We start from the raw sequence: 17,687 nt of genomic DNA, 5'->3' as shown, positions 1-17,687 counted from the left end.
AGCAATTTCCGGGCCCAGGGTCGACCTCCTCCCGGTCCTGGCTCGGTTCTTGCGGGCTGGACATGGGGCCTACACTGCCACCACGCCCTCTACCTGATCGAGCCCGAGCCATGTCCATCCACGCCGCCCTGAACCACGTCACCCATTACAAGTACGACCGTCTGGTGAACCTCGGACCTCAGGTTATCAGGCTGCGCCCGGCGCCGCATTGCCGCAGCAAGATCATCTCCTACTCGCTCAAGATCGAGCCTGCCACCCATTTCATCAACTGGCAACAGGACCCCTTTGCCAACTACCAGGCCCGGCTGGTGTTTCCGGACCCCACCCGCGAATTCAAGGTCACGGTGGACCTGGTGGTGGAGATGGCGGTCTACAACCCCTTCGACTTCTTCCTGGAGCCCGAGGCCGAGCACTTCCCCTTCAGCTACAGCGCTGCCACCCGCGAGGAACTGGCGCCCTACCTCGCGGCCGGCCCGCTCACGCCGCACCTGAAGGTCTATATGGCCAGAATCGACCGCACGAAGATGCGAACGATCGATTTCCTGGTCAAGCTCAACCAGCAGCTGCAAGGCGACATCAAGTACCTGATCCGCATGGAGCCCGGCGTGCAGACGCCCGAACAGACCCTGGGGCTGGGCAGCGGCTCCTGCCGCGACTCGGGCTGGCTCATGGTGCAGCTGCTGCGCCATTGCGGGCTGGCGGCGCGTTTTGTCTCGGGTTACCTGATCCAGCTCAAGCCCGACGTGAAATCGCTGGACGGCCCCAGCGGCGCCGAGGTGGACTTCACCGACCTGCACGCCTGGTGCGAGGTCTACCTGCCCGGCGCCGGCTGGATCGGCCTGGACCCGACCTCGGGCCTGATGGCCGGCGAAGGCCACATCCCCCTGGCCTGCACGCCCCAGCCTTCGGGCGCCGCCCCCGTGGAAGGCGCGGTGGACGAGAGCGAGGTGGCGTTCGCCCACCACATGCAGGTCACGCGCATCTACGAATCGCCACGGGTGACCCAGCCCTATACCGACGATCAGTGGGCCGCCGTGATGCAACTGGGCGAGGCCGTGGAACAACGCCTGCAGACCGGCGACGTGCGCCTGACCATGGGCGGCGAGCCCACCTATGTGGCCGCCAGCGACCGCGACGCACCAGAATGGAACACAGATGCGCTGGGCCCGACCAAACGCGCCTATGCCACCGAATTGGTGCACAAGCTGCGCACTGAATACGGGCAAGGCGGTTTCCTGCATTTCGGCCAGGGCAAGTGGTACCCCGGCGAGCAGTTGCCGCGCTGGGCCCTGTCGATCTACTGGCGCAAGGACGGCCAGGCCATCTGGCACAAGCCTGAACTCTTTGCCGACGAACGCGCACCGGCCGCTTACACCAGCGAGGACGCCCGCCATTTCACCCACACCCTGGCGCGCAAGCTGGGCATGACGGACCAGTACATCCAGCCCGGTTACGAGGACGTTTTCTATTACCTCTGGCGCGAGCGCAAGCTCCCCGTCAACGTGGACCCCTTCGACTCCAAACTCGACGACGAGATGGAACGCATCCGCCTGCGCCGTGTCTTCGGGCAGAAGCTCGACGCCGTGGTGGGTTATGTGCTGCCCCTGCAGGCGAAAGAACCCGCGCTGGCGGGCCCGAGCTGGACCACCGGCCCCTGGTTCTTCCGCGACGACCGCATGTACCTGCTGCCCGGGGACTCGCCCATGGGTTACCGCCTGCCGCTCGAATCCCTGCCCTGGGTCAAGCAGGGCGACTACCCCTACCTGATCGAGCAGGACCCCTACGCGCCGCGCACGTCGCTGCCGCAGGCGGCACAGCTGCGCGCGCAGTACGCGCCGCACCAGCGCAGCGGCGCAGCCGCCCCAGGCAATACAGCGGGCGCCGTAGGCCCGGGACAGGCGGCGGGCACCGGCCCTGCCAGCGCTGCCGCGCAAGCCCAGGAACCGAAACGCTTCGAGTCCGCGCACTGGATCACGCGCACCGCCCTGTGTGTCGAAGCGCGCGACCCCATGCGCGCCAACGGCCCCAAGGCCGAGCACGCGCACGGCGGCAAGTCCAGCCTGCTTTACGTCTTCATGCCGCCACTGGCGCGGCTGGAAGACTACCTGGACCTGCTCGCCGCCGTGGAAGCCACCGCCGCGGAACTGGGCGTGAAGATCGTGCTCGAGGGCTACCCGCCGCCGCGTGATCCGCGCCTCAAGCTGCTGCAGGTGACCCCGGACCCGGGTGTGATCGAAGTCAACATCCACCCCGCGCACAACTGGGGGGAGCTGGTGGACCACACCGAGTTCCTTTACAAGGCGGCCTTCGAGTGCCGGCTCTCGGCCGAGAAGTTCATGACCGACGGCCGCCACACCGGCACGGGTGGCGGCAACCACATGGTGCTGGGCGGCGCCACGCCCACCGACAGCCCCTTCCTGCGCCGGCCCGAGCTGCTGGCCAGCCTGCTGCTCTACTGGCACAACCACCCCTCGCTGAGTTATCTCTTCAGCGGCATGTTCATCGGTCCGACCAGCCAGGCCCCGCGGGTGGACGAGGCGCGCAACGATCAACTCTACGAGCTGGAGATCGCACTGCGCGAGATCCAGGCCCATCGCGAAAAGTACGGCGCGGACATGCCACCCTGGCTCGTCGATCGCACCTTGCGCAACATCCTGGTCGACATCACCGGCAACACGCACCGCAGCGAGTTCTGCATCGACAAGATGTACTCGCCCGACAGTGCCACCGGGCGCCTGGGCCTGCTGGAGCTGCGCGCCTTCGAGATGCCGCCGCACGCGCGCATGAGCGTGGTGCAACAGCTGCTCCTGCGCGCCCTGGTGGCCCGCTTCTGGGACACGCCCTACCTGGCCCCCGCCACGCGCTGGGGCACCGAACTGCATGACCGCTTCCTGCTGCCCGCCTTCGTGCACATGGACTTCGCCGACGTCATGACCGAGATGCGGCAGGCCGGCTTCGCCTTCGACGACGCCTGGTTCGCACCGCACTTCGAGTTCCGCTTCCCCCTGGTGGGCGAGGTGCAGAGCATGGGCGTGGAGTTGACGCTGCGCAATGCGCTGGAGCCCTGGCACGTGATGGGCGAGGAAGGCACTTCGGGCGGCACCGCGCGTTACGTCGATTCCTCGCTGGAGCGCATCGAGGTGCGCGTGAGCGGCCTGAACCCGAGCCGTTACGCCGTCACCGTCAACGGCCAGGCCCTGCCCCTGCAGTCCACCGGCACCGTGGGCGAGTTCGTGGCCGGCGTGCGCTACAAGGCCTGGAACCCGCCGTCTTCCTTGCACCCGTCCATCGGCGTGCACGCGCCGCTGACCTTCGACATCGTGGACACCTGGATGAAACGCTCGATGGGCGGCTGCCAGTACCACGTGACCCACCCGGGCGGGCGCAACTACGACACCTTCCCGGTCAACTCCTACGAGGCCGAGAGCCGGCGCCTGGCGCGTTTCTTCCGCATGGGCCATACCCAGGGCCCCATCAAGGTGCCAGCGGCCACCAGTGCGTTGCCTGGAAGCCGCGAATTCCCCTTCACACTGGACTTAAGGTGAGGGAAAGGGCGGCGCACGTCGACAGTGATGTAACAATACCGTCACAGTGGACCACGCCGACCCCGATCTCTTCGACGCCGAACCCCTGCCCTCGCCTGCACAGCGGGCGGTAGCGCTGGCCTCCCCCTCTGCCGACGGTCATTACGATGAACTGCGCGGTGGCCTGTCCGGCAAGCAGGCGGCCCCGACCTGGGGCACCTTCTTCGAACACCTGGGCACCGAAGGTTACGCCGACCTGAACCACCGCGCCAGCAGCCTGGCGCGGCAGATCCGCGACAACGGCGTCAGCTACAACGTCTACAGCGACGCCAGCGGCCCGCAGCGCCCCTGGTCGCTCGACCTCTTCCCGCTGATCATCACGCCCGAGAGCTGGCAGCAGATCGAAACCGGCGTGCTGCAGCGCGTGCGTGTGCTCGAACGCGTGATGGCCGATGTCTACGGCCCGCAGGAACTGCTCAAGGCCGGCCTGCTGCCGCCGGCCCTGGTGCAGGGCCATCCCGGTTACCTGCGCTCCATGCACGGTGTGGCCCCCGTGGGCGGCACGCACCTGCACATCGCCGCCTTCGACCTGGCGCGCGGACCCGACGGCAACTGGTGGGTGATCTCGCAGCGCACGCAGGCGCCTTCGGGCCTGGGTTATCTGCTGGAGAACCGGATCTCGATCTCGCGCCAGTTCGCGCCGGCCTTCGAGGGCATGCACATCCAGCGCCTGGCCGCCACCTACCGCGCGCTGATCGAGTCGCTCAAGCAGATGAGCCCGGCCGGCGCCGATTCGCACATCGCCCTGCTCACGCCCGGCCCCTACAACGAAACCTATTTCGAGCACGCCTACCTCGCGCGTTACCTGGGCCTCACCCTGGTCGAGGGCAACGACCTGACCGTGCGCGACCAGAAGCTCTACCTCAAGACCCTGCGCGGCCTGGAGCCGGTGCATGGCCTGCTCAAGCGCCTGGACGACGAGTTCCTCGATCCGCTGGAGCTGCGCCCCGACTCCACCCTGGGCGTGCCCGGCCTGTTGCAGGCCATCCGCGCCGGCCATGTGCTGGTGGCCAACGCCCCGGGCTCGGCCTTTCTGGAATCCAGCGCGCTGCTGGGTTTCCTGCCGGCGCTGGCCAGGCATCTGCTGGGCGAAGAGCTCTCTTTGCCGGCCCTGCCCACCTGGTGGTGCGGCGAGCGCGCGGGCCTGGAAGACGCGCTGCCGCGCCTGGGCGAATCCGTGATCAAGTCCACCTATTCCGGCATGGCCAACAGCTTCGAGGCCGTGCTGGGCCGCAACCTGAGCCGCAGCGGCCTGGACGAATGGGCTGGCCGTCTGCTGCGCGAAGGCGACCGGCACACGGTGCAGAGTTACCTGCCCCCTTCGCAGATGCCGACCTGGCAGGGCGACAAGATCGTGCCGCGCTCGGCCATGCTGCGCGTGTTTGCAGTGGCCGACGGCCCGCAGTCCTGGCGCGTGCTGCCCGGCGGCCTGACACGCCTGGTCAACGCCAGCGCGGGCATGGCCTCCATGCAGCGCGGCGGCAGCAGCGCAGACACCTGGGTCATGACCCACGGCGAGGTGGACCGCACCACCCTGCTGGCCACCCACCACGCCGCGCCGCTGCTCACGCAGCGCAAGCGCCTGGTCACCAGCCGCGCGGCCGAGAACCTCTACTGGCTGGGCCGTTACACCGAACGCACGGAGAACAACATCCGCCTGGCCCGCCTGACGCTGGACAGCCTGAACGGGCAGGACCCCTGCTCACCCGCGCTGCTGAGCTGGCTCAGCGACATGGCCGTGAAGAACACCCTGGTGCTGCCCGACGTGCCCACGGCGCTACAGGCGCGCCGCGTGTTCGAGCGCTCGCTGATCGCCAGCCTGGGCAGCCATGACATGGCCACCAGCGTGGGCTACACCCTGCGCGCGCTCAAGCTGGCCGCCGCCGCGGTGCGCGAGCGGCTCTCGCAGGAACAATGGAACGTCATCACCCGCGCCGAAGCCGAGATGACCTTGTGCTGCGCCGAGCAGGCGGCCCAGGGCGACTATTCCGCCGTGGCGGCCCTGCGCGCGCTGGAGACGGCCAGCGGGCACCTGGCCGCCATCACAGGCGCCCAGACCGACCGCATGACACGCGACGATGGCTGGCGCCTGCTGTCCATCGGCCGCCAGATCGAGCGCCTGTGTTTCCTGGCCCCGGCCCTGGCCGGCAGCTTCGAGAGCGGCGCCGTGCATGACGACGGCGGCTTCGAGGCGCTGATCGCGCTGTTCGACAGCACCATCACCTTCCACGCGCAGTACCAGCAAAGCCGCGAAGTGCCCGCCCTGCTGGACCTGCTGGTGCTGGACCGCGACAACCCGCGTTCGCTGAGCTGGGTGGCCCAGACCCTGCGCGGCCGCCTGGCCAAGCTGGCCGGCAGTCCGCAAGGCGAGCTGGATGCCCTGGCCCTGATGGCGCCCGATCCCGAGCGCTGGGCCCTTGAAGCGCTGTGCCAGACCGCCGAAGACGGCACGCTGCCCCGGCTGGCCGAGCTGCTGAGCCACTGCAACGAAGCCGCCTGGCGCATCTCCGACGAGATCAGCCTGCGTTACTTCACGCACACGGGTGAATCCGGGCAAAGCCTGGGGGCCTGAGCTGATGCACCTGCGCATCACGCACGAGACCCTGTACGACTACACGCCGGCGGTCGAAACCGCGCAGCACGTGGCCTATTTGCAGCCCCTGGACACACCGTGCCAGACGGCGCTGGGCCACCGGCTCCAGGTGTCGCCCACACCGGCGCAGATCACCGACAGCCTCGACATCTACGGCAACCACCGGGTCTTCTTTTCCCTGCAGACGCCGCACACCCGGTTGCGGGTGGTCGCGCACAGCGAAGTGCAGACGCGCGCTCCAGAAATAGCCCGCAGCAGCATCAGCTGGGAGGCGCTGCGCGAACATTTCCGCTACCACTCGGGCGCCGCCTGGAGCGCGGCCGCCGAGTTCAGCTTTGCCTCGGCGCGCGCACCGCGCCACGAGGAATTCGCGGCCTATGCCCGCCCGAGCTTCGGCCCCGGTGTGTCGGCCCTGACCGGCGCACGCGACCTGATGAAGCGTATCCACACGGACTTCATCTACGAAACCGCCAGCACCGAGGTCAACACACCACCGCTCGAAGCCCTGGCCCTGCGCAAGGGCGTGTGCCAGGACTTCGCCCACATCATGCTGGGCTGCCTGCGCAGCCTGGGCCTGGCCGCGCGTTATGTGAGCGGTTATCTGCTGACCCAACCCGCCCCCGGCCAGGCCCGGCTGGTGGGCAGCGACGCCTCGCACGCCTGGGTGTCCCTCTTCCTGCCGGACCTGCCAGGCGCCCAGGAGGGACAGGGCTGGTACGACCTGGACCCGACCAATGACCGCCACGGCTGGGGCACACCGGGTGAGGACTATGTGACCGTGGCCACAGGGCGCGACTACGCCGACATCTCGCCGATCCGTGGGGTCATCCACGGCGGCGGGCAGCACACCCTGGCCGTGGCCGTCACCGTCGAGCCGGTCGAAGCGACTCAGTAGCCGGAGGCAGGCGGCTCCGCACGCCAGGGCCTGGGCTCGAAGCTGAACACCCGCGGATCACGCGCATCCACCGTGCCGCGGACCCAGCCCGTGAAGGGCGAGCCGTAGACCTCTACGCGCGTGAAGTTGCCCAGCACCTTCTGGCCGGCCTCGTCAAACAGCGGCTGGTTGATCTGGTGCTTGTGCGTGTCCCCGTGCACCAGCACCACCTGGCCGGCAAAAGCCTCGGTCTCCCGACGCAGCTGCGCGATGAAGTCGCGGTAGCCGGGTTTCGGCTGGCCAGCGCGGGCGGCTTCGAAGTCGGGGTTGCCCTGCACCACGATCAGCACGCCGGTCAGTTGGCGGCTGCGCGCCAGGGCAAAGGACTGCGCCAGCCAGACCTGGTTGGCCTTGCTGCGCTCGATGAACTCGGGCACCGGACCGCTGCCTGCGCGTGTGCCGTGGTAATTATTTTCGCTGCCCGGTAGGTTCAAGCCAACGAAAAGCGCCGGGCCCTGCTCCCAGCGGACGTTCTCACGGTAGATCGCGTAGGCCGGATCACCGCTCTGGCGCTCCAGACGCAGTGGCCGCGCGCCCAGCGTGTCGTCACCGGCAAAGAAGAGCTCGCGCAAGCGGGCCAGACGCTCCAGCGGGTCATAGGGACCGTTATTGGCGCGGTGGCAGTCGGTCCACTCGTTGTCACCCAGCACATAGACCAGCGGCAGGGGTGCGGCGTGGAACACGCCCAGCATGTCGAGGAAGACCTCGTCGCTGCACAAGCTGCTGCCGCTCTTGATATCGCCGGCATGCACGGCAAAGGCCAGATTGTCGCGGCCCATGGCCGCCAGCATGGCGGGCAGTTGCTCCCGCTCCACGCGGTTGTAGGGTGTATCACCGAACAGGCCGAAAGACACGGGCTGAGCGGCCGCGGCGCAGCACCAGCACAGGGCCAGCAGGCAGGAGATTTGACGCAAGAGCAAGGCGGGCACCCGAGAGCCGAAACGATGGCTCGACCCTAACGCCGGCGCGTGACAGGCGCGTGACGCTAGTCTGCGCTGCGCCAGCGATGGTTGATGTAGCGCGTGGCCACGGCCTGCAAACGGCGACCCAGGGCCATGGCGGCTTCGAGCAGCAGCAGCATGAGCAGGGCCACCACGCCGCCGGCGATCAGGGCCTCCTGCGTCAGCGGCACGGTGGCGTTGTACTGGAGCAGGGTCTGCTCGCGCAGATCGTGATCGGCCCTGAAGAGCAGATGCCAGAGGCGGCCCGGCAGGTGCGTCTGCAGCGCCTTGGCCTCACCCTCGAAGCGCAGCTTGCGCTGGTACATGCGCTCGATGGCGTCACCCTCGGCCTTGAAGGCGGCGACGTTGCTCTGGCGGTGCATGGTGATCAGCGCCTCCACATCGCCGCCCGTGTGCTGGTTGGCAATGATCAGGAAGGGCTGGAAGTTGAGGGTGACTTCGCGCAGCGTGGCGTCGACACGTTTGGCGTACTGGTCCGTCAGGTGGGGCAGCTGCATGCCCGCCAGCAGGCAGATGCAGGCGACGACGATCATCACATAGCGCAGCAGGACCGACATGGCTTTCCTCCGAAGGCGTAACCATGACATTAAACCAAAGCGGCCCGGCTGGCGGGCGGCGGAAACAAACGCTTGCAGTCTGGCCGGCGCCCGCCCTGACTCAGGTCGTCTGGGCGACGTCGCCGGCGATGCGGCGCAGGGCGTCCACGTACATGGCCACGGGCTGGCCGCCCGAGATCAGGTACTGGCGGTTGACGATGACGGCGGGCACGGAGTTGATGCCGGCCTGCTGCCATTGGAGCTCGTTCTCACGCACGGCCAGGGCGTATTCTTCGCCGCCCAGGATCCCGCGGGCACGCGCCTCGTCCAGGCCCACGCTACGGCAGGCGCGCACCAGCACCTCGGCGTCGGATACGTTTTCGGCGCGGCTGTGGTAGGCCGTGAGCAGCTCCTTCTTGAGCGCGTACTGCTTGTCCAGCCCCTGCTCGCCGGCCCAGTGCAGCAGGCGGTGGGCGTCGAAAGTGTTCCAGATGCGGCCACGCCCCTCGGGCTTGAAGCTGAAGCCCACCTCGGCGCCGCGCGCACGGATGGTCTCGCGGATCTGCGATTGCTGCTCGGGCGTGGAGCCGTACTTCTGCGTGAGGTGCTCGGCCACGTCCTGGCCCTCGGGGCCCATGGCGGGGTTCAGTTCGAAAGGCTGGAACTGGATATGGGCGTCAACCTGGCCCAGCAGCTGGTCCAGCGCCTGTTCCAGGCCGCCCAGGCCCACAGCGCACCAGGGGCAGGCCACGTCGGAGACGAAATCGATCTGGAGGGTGGTGGTCATGGCGCGTCCTGGAGTAGGAGGGAATCGGGATGGGTCTGAATTGTGACGCAGCCTGGAAAACAAGGCCGGAATGCCCGAGCAAGCCCCCGGAACGGCTGGGTCTTGCCAGCGCCCCCGGGGGCACAGGCCGCGCCGGTTCATTTCTGCCGAGGCGCCAGCCGCCTCCTCAGACTCTCCAGTTCGCTCACGGCCAATGCGACCACACGGGCCGACCAGTCATCCTGCTCCTGCTGCGGCCCGCGCAGGATGCCCAGCCGGCTCTTGAAACGCGAGCCGTCCAGGCGGCGAAAGACCGCCTGCCCCTGGGGCAGGGTGGCAAAGGATGCCGGGACGATGGCCACGCCCAGCCCGCAGCCCACCATGGCCAGCACATTGACGAACTGGCCCGCCTCGTGGCGGATGTCGGGCGTGAAGCCGGCCTCCATGCACAGCGCCGCCGTGCGGTCGTAGTAATCGGCGTCCTGGTAACGCGAGAAGCTCACGAAACGCTCGTGCGCGGCCTGCCGCAGCGACAGGGGCTTGCGGCTGCGCGCCAGGGGATTGCCCAGGGGCAGGGCCAGGCAGTAGGGATCGTCGATGCAGGCGGCCATCTCCGCGGGCTGGCTGTCCTCACCGGGGCGGGCGATGCCGAGATCGATTTCCTTGTTGTGCAGGGCCTGCACCTGCTGCGAGGTGATCATCTCGCGCACCTCGACGTTCACCGCCAGCTTCTCGTCGGCCAGGCGCTGCAGCAGGCCCGGCAGGACCGAATGGATGGTGGACGGCACCAGACCCAGGCGCAGGATGGCGCGCTGGCCGGCCTGCCGCTCGCGCGCACGCACGGTGGCCTGCTGGGCACGCGCCAGGATGGCGCGCGCATCCTCCAGGAACGACGCGCCGGCCTGGGTCAGCCGCACCCCGCGGGGCTGGCGCGTGAACAGGCTGGCCCCCACCTCCTCCTCGAGCTGCCGGATCTGGGCCGAGAGCGGCGGCTGCGCGATGAACAGTTTCTGCGCGGCGCGGCTCACGCTGCCCTGCTCGGCCACGGTGACGAAATAGCGCAGATGCCTCAACTCCATGCCCACCTCTATTCATATGTTAAACATATGACTTTTATACCAAATCAGTCTTTGACGTATAGATCTCAGAGATCGACACTGCGGACCAGTTCCACCCCGACCTTCGAAGCACCCCATGCAATCCCTGCGCAAGCTCCGCTCCGGCCCCGGCCTGACCCTCCAGGACATCGACCTCCCGCCCACGCCCGGTGCGGGTGAGGTCCTGCTGCGGGTGCAGTCCGCCGGCGTGTGCGGCACCGACCTGCACATCGACGAATGGACCCCCAGCTACCACTTCGTGACGGCGGCCCTGCCCGTGACGGTGGGCCATGAATTCAGCGGCTTGGTCATGGCCTGCGGCGCGGGTGTGCAGGGCCTGACGCAGCGCCAGCTCGTGGCCGTGCGCCCCTCGGTGGTCTGCGGCCAGTGCGAGGCCTGCCTGGCGCAGAACCCTGACGCCTGCGTCCAGCGCCGCGGCATCGGTGTCACACGCGACGGCGGCTTTGCGCCCTGGGTGCTGGTGCCGGCACGCAACTGCGTCACCATTCCGCCGGGCGTGGATGCCGAGATTGCGGCATTGACCGAACCCCTGACGGTCAGCCACGAGGCGGTACGGACGGGCAACGTGCAGCCCGGCGACCGCGTGCTGGTGCTGGGCCCCGGCAACATCGGCCAGGGCATCGCCCTGCTCGCACGCCATGCCGGCGCCCGCCAGGTGGTCGTGGCCGGCCATGGCGACACGGCGCGGCTGGCCGTGCTGCGCGCCATGGGCTTCCACGACCTGGTCGATTTCGCCGGGCAGGGAGGCATGGAACAAGGCCTGGCGCCCTACCTGCGGGAGGGCAAGTTCGACGTGGTGATCGAAGCCACGGGGGCGCCCTCCGTCATCGCCCCGGCCCTGCAGGCGCTCAGGACACACGGCATCCTGGTCATCACCGGCATCCACGCCGCACCGGTGCCCATCGACCTCACGGCCCTGGTCCGCCGGCACCAGCAGATCCGCGGCTCCTACCGGGCCCCCGAGAAAAACTGGCCCCTGGTGGTGGACTACATGCGCAGCCACCAGGACACCCTGCGCCACATGATCACCCACCGCCTGCCGCTCATGCAGGCCCTGGAAGGCTTTGCGCTGGCCCGCAGCAAAACAGCCACCAAGGTCATGATCCACCACCCCGACACCGCCACCGAGCCGCTCAGCGCATGACACAGCCCAGCGCCACGGCCTTCCTGGCCCTGTGGAACAGCGTCAGCAGTGCCCGGCTGCAGCCGGAGTACGAGGTCTGGCACACCTTCGAGCACGTGCCCGAGCGTGTGGGCCTGCCGGGCTTTGTGGAAGCGCGGCGTTACCGCGCGCACGCCGATCGCCCCGGCGATGCACCGCGCTACTACACCTGCTACTGGCTGAACTCCCTGGCCGCGCTGGAGACACCACAGTACCGTGACGTCTTCACGCACCCCACACCCTGGTCGGCGCGCATGCGTGGCGAGCTGCGTGAATTCCTGCGCCTGCCCTGCACGCTGCAAGGGACTTACGGCCCCTCCGGCGCCGCGCAGCTGGCCACGCTGCAGCTGCGCAGCCGGGCCCCGGACTTTCCGGCCGCCGCCGCCGGGTGGCTGCGGGAGCAGGTGCAACAGGCCCGTGTCGTCCGCGCCAGCTGGGGCAGCGTGGGCAACAGCGCAGAATTTCCCCTGACAAACCAGCTCGGCAGCGATGCAGAGCTGACACCGGGTCATGGCCATGTCGTGATGCTCGAAGGACTGGACCGCGCAAGCCTGCAGCAAGCCGCAGACGCGATGGCCCGCGCCACATCTCCCGAGTGGCAACTCGCATCGCCCCCCGCCTTTTTCGAACTGCTCAGCCTGGTGCGCCAGAACGAGCTGGACCCGCCGACCGGCCCCCGCCCCGTGGCCCGCATGGATTTATTCAGCACATTCCAAACAGGAGACGACGCATGACACGCCAGAAACGCCCCTTCCTCGCCAGCGCACTGCTCGGCCTCGCCCTGCTGCCCCTGTGGGCCCAGGCCCAGAACGCCGAGGCCTGGCCCAGCAAGGCGCTGCGCATCGTCGTGGGTTACCCCAGCGGCTCCTCGCCCGACGTACAGGCACGGCTGCTGGCCGAGCCGCTGTCACGTGCCCTGGGGCAGCCGGTCATCGTGGACAACAGGCCCGGCGCCGGCGGCAATATCGGCGCAGACGTGACCGCCAAGGCCGGCGATGGCCACACCATCGGCGTGATCGGCAACGGCCCGCTGACGAGCGCGAAATTCCTCTACGCCAAGCTGCCCTACGACCCGCAGAAGGATCTGGCGCCGATCGCCCTCATCGGCAGCGCCCCGCTGGTCTGGGTGGCGACCCGATCCGCCAAGCCGATGACGGCGGCCGATTACATCGCGCAGGCGCGCGCCAGCGGCGACAAGCTGGCCTACGGCTCCATCGGCGCCGGCTCGGGCGGCCATCTGGGCATGGAACTCGTCAAGGAAAGCCTGGGGCTCAATCCCCTGCACGTCCCCTTCGCAGGCGGTCCCGCCATCCTCAACGCCATGCTGGGCGACCAGGTGCAGATGACGCTGCTGCCGGGCTCGACCGTCATGCCGCTGGTGCAGTCGGGCAAGCTGCAGGCCATCGCCGTGACCTCGGCCACGCGCAGCACGCTGCTGCCGGACCTGCCCTCCATGCAGGAGCTCGACGCCAAGGGCGTCGACATCGAGGTCTGGAATGCCGTCATGGCCCCGGCCCAGATGCCGGCCGCGCACCAGGCCCGGCTCAACAGCGAACTGGCCAAGATCCTGCAGTCGCCCGAGATCAGCCAGAAGCTGTTCCAGCAGGGCTGGAAGGTGGGCGACACGTCGGCCGGCGCGCTGGCCCAGCGCATCAAGAGCGATACGACGCTTTATGGCAAGCTGATCGCCAGGAAGAACATCAAGATCGACTGAGCCCCGCGCTCAGTCCCGCACACGTCCGCGCAGGGCCTTGGTCTCGGAGCGCTGGCTCTTGCCTTCGAGCCGGCGTTGTTTGGAACCATAAGTCGGCTTGGTGGCACGGCGCGTCTTGGGCGGCCGGGCCACGCTGTTGACCAGCTCGTGCAGGCGGGAAAAGGCATCGAGCCGGTTCAGGTCCTGGCTGCGGTGCTGCTGCGCCTTGAGGACCAGCACGCCCTCCTGGGTGATGCGGCTGTCGCGCAGGGCCAGCAGGCGTTCCTTCACGTCTTCGGGCAGGGAGGAGGCCGGGATGTCGAAGCGCAGGTGCACCGCGCTGGAGACCTTGTTGACGTTCTGGCCGCCGGCCCCCTGGGCGCGGATGGCGCTGATCTGCACTTCGTCTTCGGCCACCTGCAGCGGTGCGGGCATGGTCATGGCAGGAACGGCCCGGTCTCAGCCCGGCGCCTGGCGGCTCACTTCTTCTCGGTCAGCTGCACCAGGCCGGCGATGGCCAGGGCGTAACCATTGATGCCGAAACCAGCCATCACCGCCTTGGCCACCGGCGAGATCCAGGACTTGTGGCGGAACTCCTCGCGCGCGTGCACATTGCTGATGTGCAGTTCGATCAGCGTCACGCCCGCACCCTTGATGGCATCGTGCAGGGCAATGCTGGTGTGGGTGTAGGCGCCGGCGTTGAGGATGACACCCAGCAGCTTGCCGGCGGCCTGCTGGCGGCCGGCCTCATGGATCCAGTCGATCAGCTCGCCCTCGTGGTTGCTCTGGCGGAAATCCAGCTGGAGCGCATTGGCGGCGCAGGCGCGTTCGCAGAGTTCCTGCACGTCGGCCAGGGTCTGCGAGCCATAAACGGCGGGCTCGCGTGTGCCGAGCAGGTTGAGGTTGGGGCCGTTGAGGACGAGTGCGGTTTTCATGGAAATTTTTCCCGGTCTTGGATCGTTGAATTGTGCCACCGGGGAGGGTGTTCATGGCTCGGCTACCATTCGACGACAAGAATCACGAGGAAGACCGCATGACCACCCCCAAGCTGCATGAACTCGGCGCCACCCAGGCCGCCGCCCTGCTGGCGCGGCGCGAACTCAAGGCCGAAGACCTGGTGCGCGCCTGCCTGGAACGCGTGGCCGCACGCAACGACGACATCCACGCCTTCGTGCACCTCGACGCCGTCTCGGCCCTGGCCCAGGCCCGCGCGCTGGACAACGGCCCCGTGCGCGGCCCGCTGCACGGCCTGCCCATCGGCGTGAAGGACATCTTCGACACCAGCGACCTGCCCACGGGCTACGGCTCGGCCGTCTATGCCCACCACCGCCCGGTGGCCGACGCGGCCAGTGTGGCCCTGTGCCGTGAGGCCGGCGCCGTGGTGCTGGGCAAGACCGTCACCACCGAGTTCGCCTATTTCACGCCCGGCCCCACCGTCAACCCGCGCAACGCCCTGCACACGCCGGGCGGCTCGTCCAGCGGCTCGGCCGCCGCCGTGGCCGACCACATGGTGCCGCTGGCCCTGGGCACGCAGACGGCCGGCTCCATCATCCGCCCGGCCGCCTACTGCGGCGTGGTGGGCTACAAACCCAGCCTGGGCCGCGTGGTGGGCGCCGGGGTGAAGAGCCTCTCGCCCACCATGGACGTGATCGGCGGTTTCGGCCAGGGCGTGCGCGACGTGGCCCTTCTGGGCGCCGTGCTCACCGGCGACCTGCGCCTGCTCGGCACGCACGAGCACGGCACGCTGCGCATCGGCCTGGTCCCCTCGCCGTCCTGGCCGCAGGCCGACGCCGACACCCAGAAAGCCTGGGAACGGGCCACGCAGGCCCTGGCCAAAAACTGCGATGACTGCCGGGACGTGGCCTTGCCGCAGGACTTCGGCGAACTGATCCAGCTGCAGAAGGACGTGATGACCTTCGAGATGGCACGCTCGCTGAGCTTCGAGCGCCTGCGCCACCGCGAAGCCCTGAGCCCCGCGCTGCTGGCCCTGCTGGACGCCGGCAGCGCCATGGACGGCGCCGCGCACGCGGCCCGCCTGCAGCGCACGGCCGAATGGCGCCTGCGCATCGACGCCCTGTTCGAGCGGCACGATGTGCTGCTCACCCCCAGCACCACGGGCGCGGCGCCCGAAGGTCTGCAAGCCACCGGCGACCCGCTGTTCTGCCGCAGCTGGTCCCTGCTGGGCCTGCCGGCCGTGCACCTGCCCTTTGCCACCGGCGCCAAAGGCCTGCCCGTGGGCCTGCAGCTGGTGGGCCGCATGGGCGAAGACCACAAGCTGCTGGCCGCCGCGCTGCGCATCCATGAACGCCTGATGTACTGAGCCCCCATGAGCCAGACGGATATGACACCACGCGCCGCCCTGGAGGCCCTGCTGGGCCGTCACTCCCTCGGGCCGCGCTGGATGGTGACTCCCGGCCCCGGCCCCGAGGAACTGGCGCTGGCCGTGCAGGCCGCGCTGCGCGCGCCCAACCACGGCCGCCTGCAGCCCTGGCGCGTAGTGACGATCAGCGCAGCGCAACGCCCGGCCCTGGCCACACTGTTTGAGCAGTTCGCGCGCGACGCGGGCAAGAGCGAGGAAGACGTGGCGGCCGAGCGCGAGCGCGCCTGGAACGGCCCGGTGCTGCTGGCCTGGGTGGTGCGCATCGACACCAGCGTGGCCAAGGTGCCGCCGCACGAGCAGTGGATCTGCGTGGGCGCGGCCATGGGCAACTTCATGAACGCACTGCACATCATGGGCTACGGCGCCAAGATCCTCAGCGGCCGCAAATGCCAGCACCCGGCACTCGTCAACGCCTTCTGCAAGGAGGGCGAGCAGTTGGTGGGCTTCACCTGCATCGGTACGCCTACGCGGGAACTGGAGCCGCGTGAAAAGGACGAGGCCGCCACACGGCTTTCAGGCTGGGCGGGCTAACAAGCGCCAGACCCGCCAGGCACAGAAAGCCGCCAGCAGCGCGCACACCGTGCAGGCCCAGAACACGGCAGGCAGGCCCAGGCGGCTGCTGATCACGCCGCCCGTGAGACCGCCCAGCACCCCGGGCACGCCATAACCCAGCGTGACATACAGCGCCTGGCCGCGCCCGCGCAGCCGCCCCGGGAAGTGGTGCGAAAGCAGCGCGGTACACGTCGTGTGGTGCGCGGCAAAGGTGAAGGCGTGCAGGCACTGGGCGAACAGCAGCACCGGCCAGACGGACGCCCATCCGGCCGTGAGCCCCATGCGCACGGCCGTGAGCAGCGCGCACAGCAGCAGCCAGGCGGTGAGGCTCAGGCGCGGCAACCAGCGGCCCTGGGTGTAGAACCAGACGATCTCCACGATCACCGAGAGGCCCCACATGAGGCCGATCACGGCCTTGCCGTAGCCCAGCGCGTCCAGGTGCAGTGAGAAATAGATGTAGAGCCCCATGTGCGCCAGCACATGGAAAAAAGCCGAAGCGAAGAACCATTGCACCGCGCGCTGGCGCAGCACGGGCCGCAGCGAGGGCCTGGGTTGGTGCTCCGTGTGTTCTTCCTTGAGATCCGGCAGACACCAGGCGCTGATCGTGACCAGGGCCAGGGAGCCCACGGTCCAGGCCGGGAAATGCCCCAGGCCCCAGACCTCGAACCAGGCTCCGGCCGCAAAGACCGTGACCAGGAAACCCAGCGACCCCCACAGGCGCACACGGCCGTAGCGCTTGGCATCAAAGGCGCCGCCCGTGCTCACGAGGTGGGCCAGCGCGGCCTCGCTCATGGGCATCATGGCGCTGGTGTGCAGGAAGACGATGAAGAGCACCCCGGCCAGCCAGGCCGTGCCGCCCTCCACCCACAGGCCCAGCGAGACCAGCAGCGCCACCGTGGCCGCGTAACGCAGCAGCTTGACGCGTTCGCCCGTGTGGTCGCTGATCCAGCCCCAGGCCAGGGGCCCGACCAGGCGCGTGGCAGGCGGCACGATCATCAGCAGGCTCAGCGTCATCAGGCTGTAGCCGAGATCCTTGAGCCAGAGCGGCAGATAGGGGTTGAAAAAACCGATGTGCGCGAAGTAGCTGGCCGACAGGGCCGAGAAGGGCAACATCTGCCGGCGAAGGGAGGTACTCACCGCACAGCCTCCACGCCATGCGCTGCGGCGCGAGCGCCTTCAGGCGGCCGGGCGGCGTTCATGCCCAGCCTATTTCTTCTTCTCGCTCCAGAGCACGCCGCCTGTGGCCCAGTCGGACTTCTTGATGTCGGTCAGGATCACGTCCACCGCCTCGGGCGAGGTGCCCAGGGTCTTGACGGTGGCCTCGGTGATGGCCTTGACGAATTCCTTCTTCTGCTCGGGCGTGCGGCCTTCGAACATCTCGACGCGGATGGTGGGCATGGTCTTGCT

The 17,687-nt window shown here is 68.6% G+C and carries 16 protein-coding genes; 8 read left to right on the top strand and 8 right to left on the bottom strand.

Annotation, left to right across the window (positions count from 1 at the left end):
• Positions 1-110: 110 nt before the first annotated feature.
• Genes ACYVH8_RS01790 through ACYVH8_RS01780 form a run of 3 tightly spaced genes read left to right on the top strand, consistent with a single transcriptional unit; the run spans position 111 to position 7,072 of the window.
• On the top strand, positions 111-3,545 hold the full coding sequence (locus ACYVH8_RS01790; protein ID WP_460487165.1) for a transglutaminase family protein: 3,435 nt from the start codon (positions 111-113) through the stop codon (positions 3,543-3,545).
• Between the two features lie 46 nt (positions 3,546-3,591).
• Positions 3,592-6,156: a circularly permuted type 2 ATP-grasp protein gene (locus ACYVH8_RS01785; protein WP_460487164.1), complete on the top strand. Its 2,565-nt coding sequence runs from the start codon at positions 3,592-3,594 to the stop codon at positions 6,154-6,156.
• Positions 6,157-6,160: 4 nt separating this feature from the next.
• Positions 6,161-7,072 (top strand): transglutaminase family protein, encoded by a 912-nt coding sequence (locus tag ACYVH8_RS01780; RefSeq protein ID WP_460487163.1) that lies wholly within the window; start codon positions 6,161-6,163, stop codon positions 7,070-7,072.
• On the opposite strand, the gene ACYVH8_RS01775 is transcribed toward ACYVH8_RS01780, so the two are convergent.
• From ACYVH8_RS01775 to ACYVH8_RS01760, 4 genes are all read right to left on the bottom strand, one after another.
• Positions 7,066-8,031: a hypothetical protein gene (locus ACYVH8_RS01775; protein WP_460487162.1), complete on the bottom strand. Its 966-nt coding sequence runs from the start codon at positions 8,029-8,031 to the stop codon at positions 7,066-7,068. The two genes, ACYVH8_RS01780 and ACYVH8_RS01775, sit on opposite strands and share 7 nt — an antisense overlap.
• 65 nt (positions 8,032-8,096) lie before the next feature.
• Positions 8,097-8,630: a DUF2937 family protein gene (locus ACYVH8_RS01770; RefSeq protein WP_460487161.1), complete on the bottom strand. Its 534-nt coding sequence runs from the start codon at positions 8,628-8,630 to the stop codon at positions 8,097-8,099.
• 100 nt (positions 8,631-8,730) lie between these two features.
• Positions 8,731-9,396, bottom strand: a complete 666-nt coding sequence (locus tag ACYVH8_RS01765; protein WP_460487160.1) for a DsbA family oxidoreductase — start codon at positions 9,394-9,396, stop codon at positions 8,731-8,733.
• A 137-nt stretch (positions 9,397-9,533) separates the two neighbouring features.
• A complete protein-coding gene (locus tag ACYVH8_RS01760) occupies positions 9,534-10,454 on the bottom strand; it encodes a LysR substrate-binding domain-containing protein (RefSeq protein ID WP_460487159.1) in 921 nt (306 codons plus the stop codon).
• A gap of 115 nt (positions 10,455-10,569) precedes the next feature.
• On the opposite strand from ACYVH8_RS01760, the gene ACYVH8_RS01755 reads away from it, so the two are divergent.
• The 3 genes from ACYVH8_RS01755 to ACYVH8_RS01745 are packed head-to-tail and all read left to right on the top strand — an operon-like array spanning position 10,570 to position 13,369.
• Positions 10,570-11,637 (top strand): zinc-dependent alcohol dehydrogenase, encoded by a 1,068-nt coding sequence (locus ACYVH8_RS01755; protein WP_460487158.1) that lies wholly within the window; start codon positions 10,570-10,572, stop codon positions 11,635-11,637.
• The gene (locus tag ACYVH8_RS01750) at positions 11,634-12,389 is read left to right on the top strand and encodes a hypothetical protein (RefSeq protein ID WP_460487157.1); all 756 of its coding nucleotides are present in this window, start codon (positions 11,634-11,636) and stop codon (positions 12,387-12,389) included. Before ACYVH8_RS01755 ends, ACYVH8_RS01750 begins: the two co-directional genes overlap by 4 nt.
• Positions 12,386-13,369, top strand: coding sequence for a Bug family tripartite tricarboxylate transporter substrate binding protein (locus ACYVH8_RS01745; protein WP_460487156.1), 984 nt, complete (start codon positions 12,386-12,388; stop codon positions 13,367-13,369). Before ACYVH8_RS01750 ends, ACYVH8_RS01745 begins: the two co-directional genes overlap by 4 nt.
• Positions 13,370-13,378: 9 nt before the next feature.
• On the opposite strand, the gene arfB is transcribed toward ACYVH8_RS01745, so the two are convergent.
• On the bottom strand, positions 13,379-13,789 hold the full coding sequence (gene arfB, locus ACYVH8_RS01740; protein WP_460487155.1) for an alternative ribosome rescue aminoacyl-tRNA hydrolase ArfB: 411 nt from the start codon (positions 13,787-13,789) through the stop codon (positions 13,379-13,381).
• A gap of 38 nt (positions 13,790-13,827) precedes the next feature.
• Complete coding sequence (gene aroQ / locus ACYVH8_RS01735; RefSeq protein ID WP_460487154.1) at positions 13,828-14,283, bottom strand: type II 3-dehydroquinate dehydratase; 456 nt, start codon at positions 14,281-14,283, stop codon at positions 13,828-13,830.
• A gap of 53 nt (positions 14,284-14,336) precedes the next feature.
• On the opposite strand from aroQ, the gene ACYVH8_RS01730 reads away from it, so the two are divergent.
• Positions 14,337-15,668, top strand: a complete 1,332-nt coding sequence (locus ACYVH8_RS01730) for an amidase (RefSeq protein ID WP_460487153.1) — start codon at positions 14,337-14,339, stop codon at positions 15,666-15,668.
• Between the two features lie 6 nt (positions 15,669-15,674).
• On the top strand, positions 15,675-16,259 hold the full coding sequence (locus ACYVH8_RS01725; RefSeq protein WP_460487152.1) for a nitroreductase family protein: 585 nt from the start codon (positions 15,675-15,677) through the stop codon (positions 16,257-16,259).
• On the opposite strand, the gene ACYVH8_RS01720 is transcribed toward ACYVH8_RS01725, so the two are convergent.
• Both ACYVH8_RS01720 and ACYVH8_RS01715 read right to left on the bottom strand, forming a co-directional pair.
• Positions 16,242-17,417, bottom strand: a complete 1,176-nt coding sequence (locus ACYVH8_RS01720) for an MFS transporter (RefSeq protein WP_460487151.1) — start codon at positions 17,415-17,417, stop codon at positions 16,242-16,244. The genes ACYVH8_RS01725 and ACYVH8_RS01720 overlap by 18 nt on opposite strands.
• A 69-nt stretch (positions 17,418-17,486) precedes the next feature.
• Positions 17,487-17,678: a 4-oxalocrotonate tautomerase gene (locus ACYVH8_RS01715; RefSeq protein ID WP_460487150.1), complete on the bottom strand. Its 192-nt coding sequence runs from the start codon at positions 17,676-17,678 to the stop codon at positions 17,487-17,489.
• Positions 17,679-17,687 lie beyond the last annotated feature (9 nt).

The organism is Curvibacter fontanus (assembly GCF_054780335.1).
Note: the sequence above shows the minus strand (reverse complement) of the source record. Positions and strands in the feature narration are given on the sequence as shown.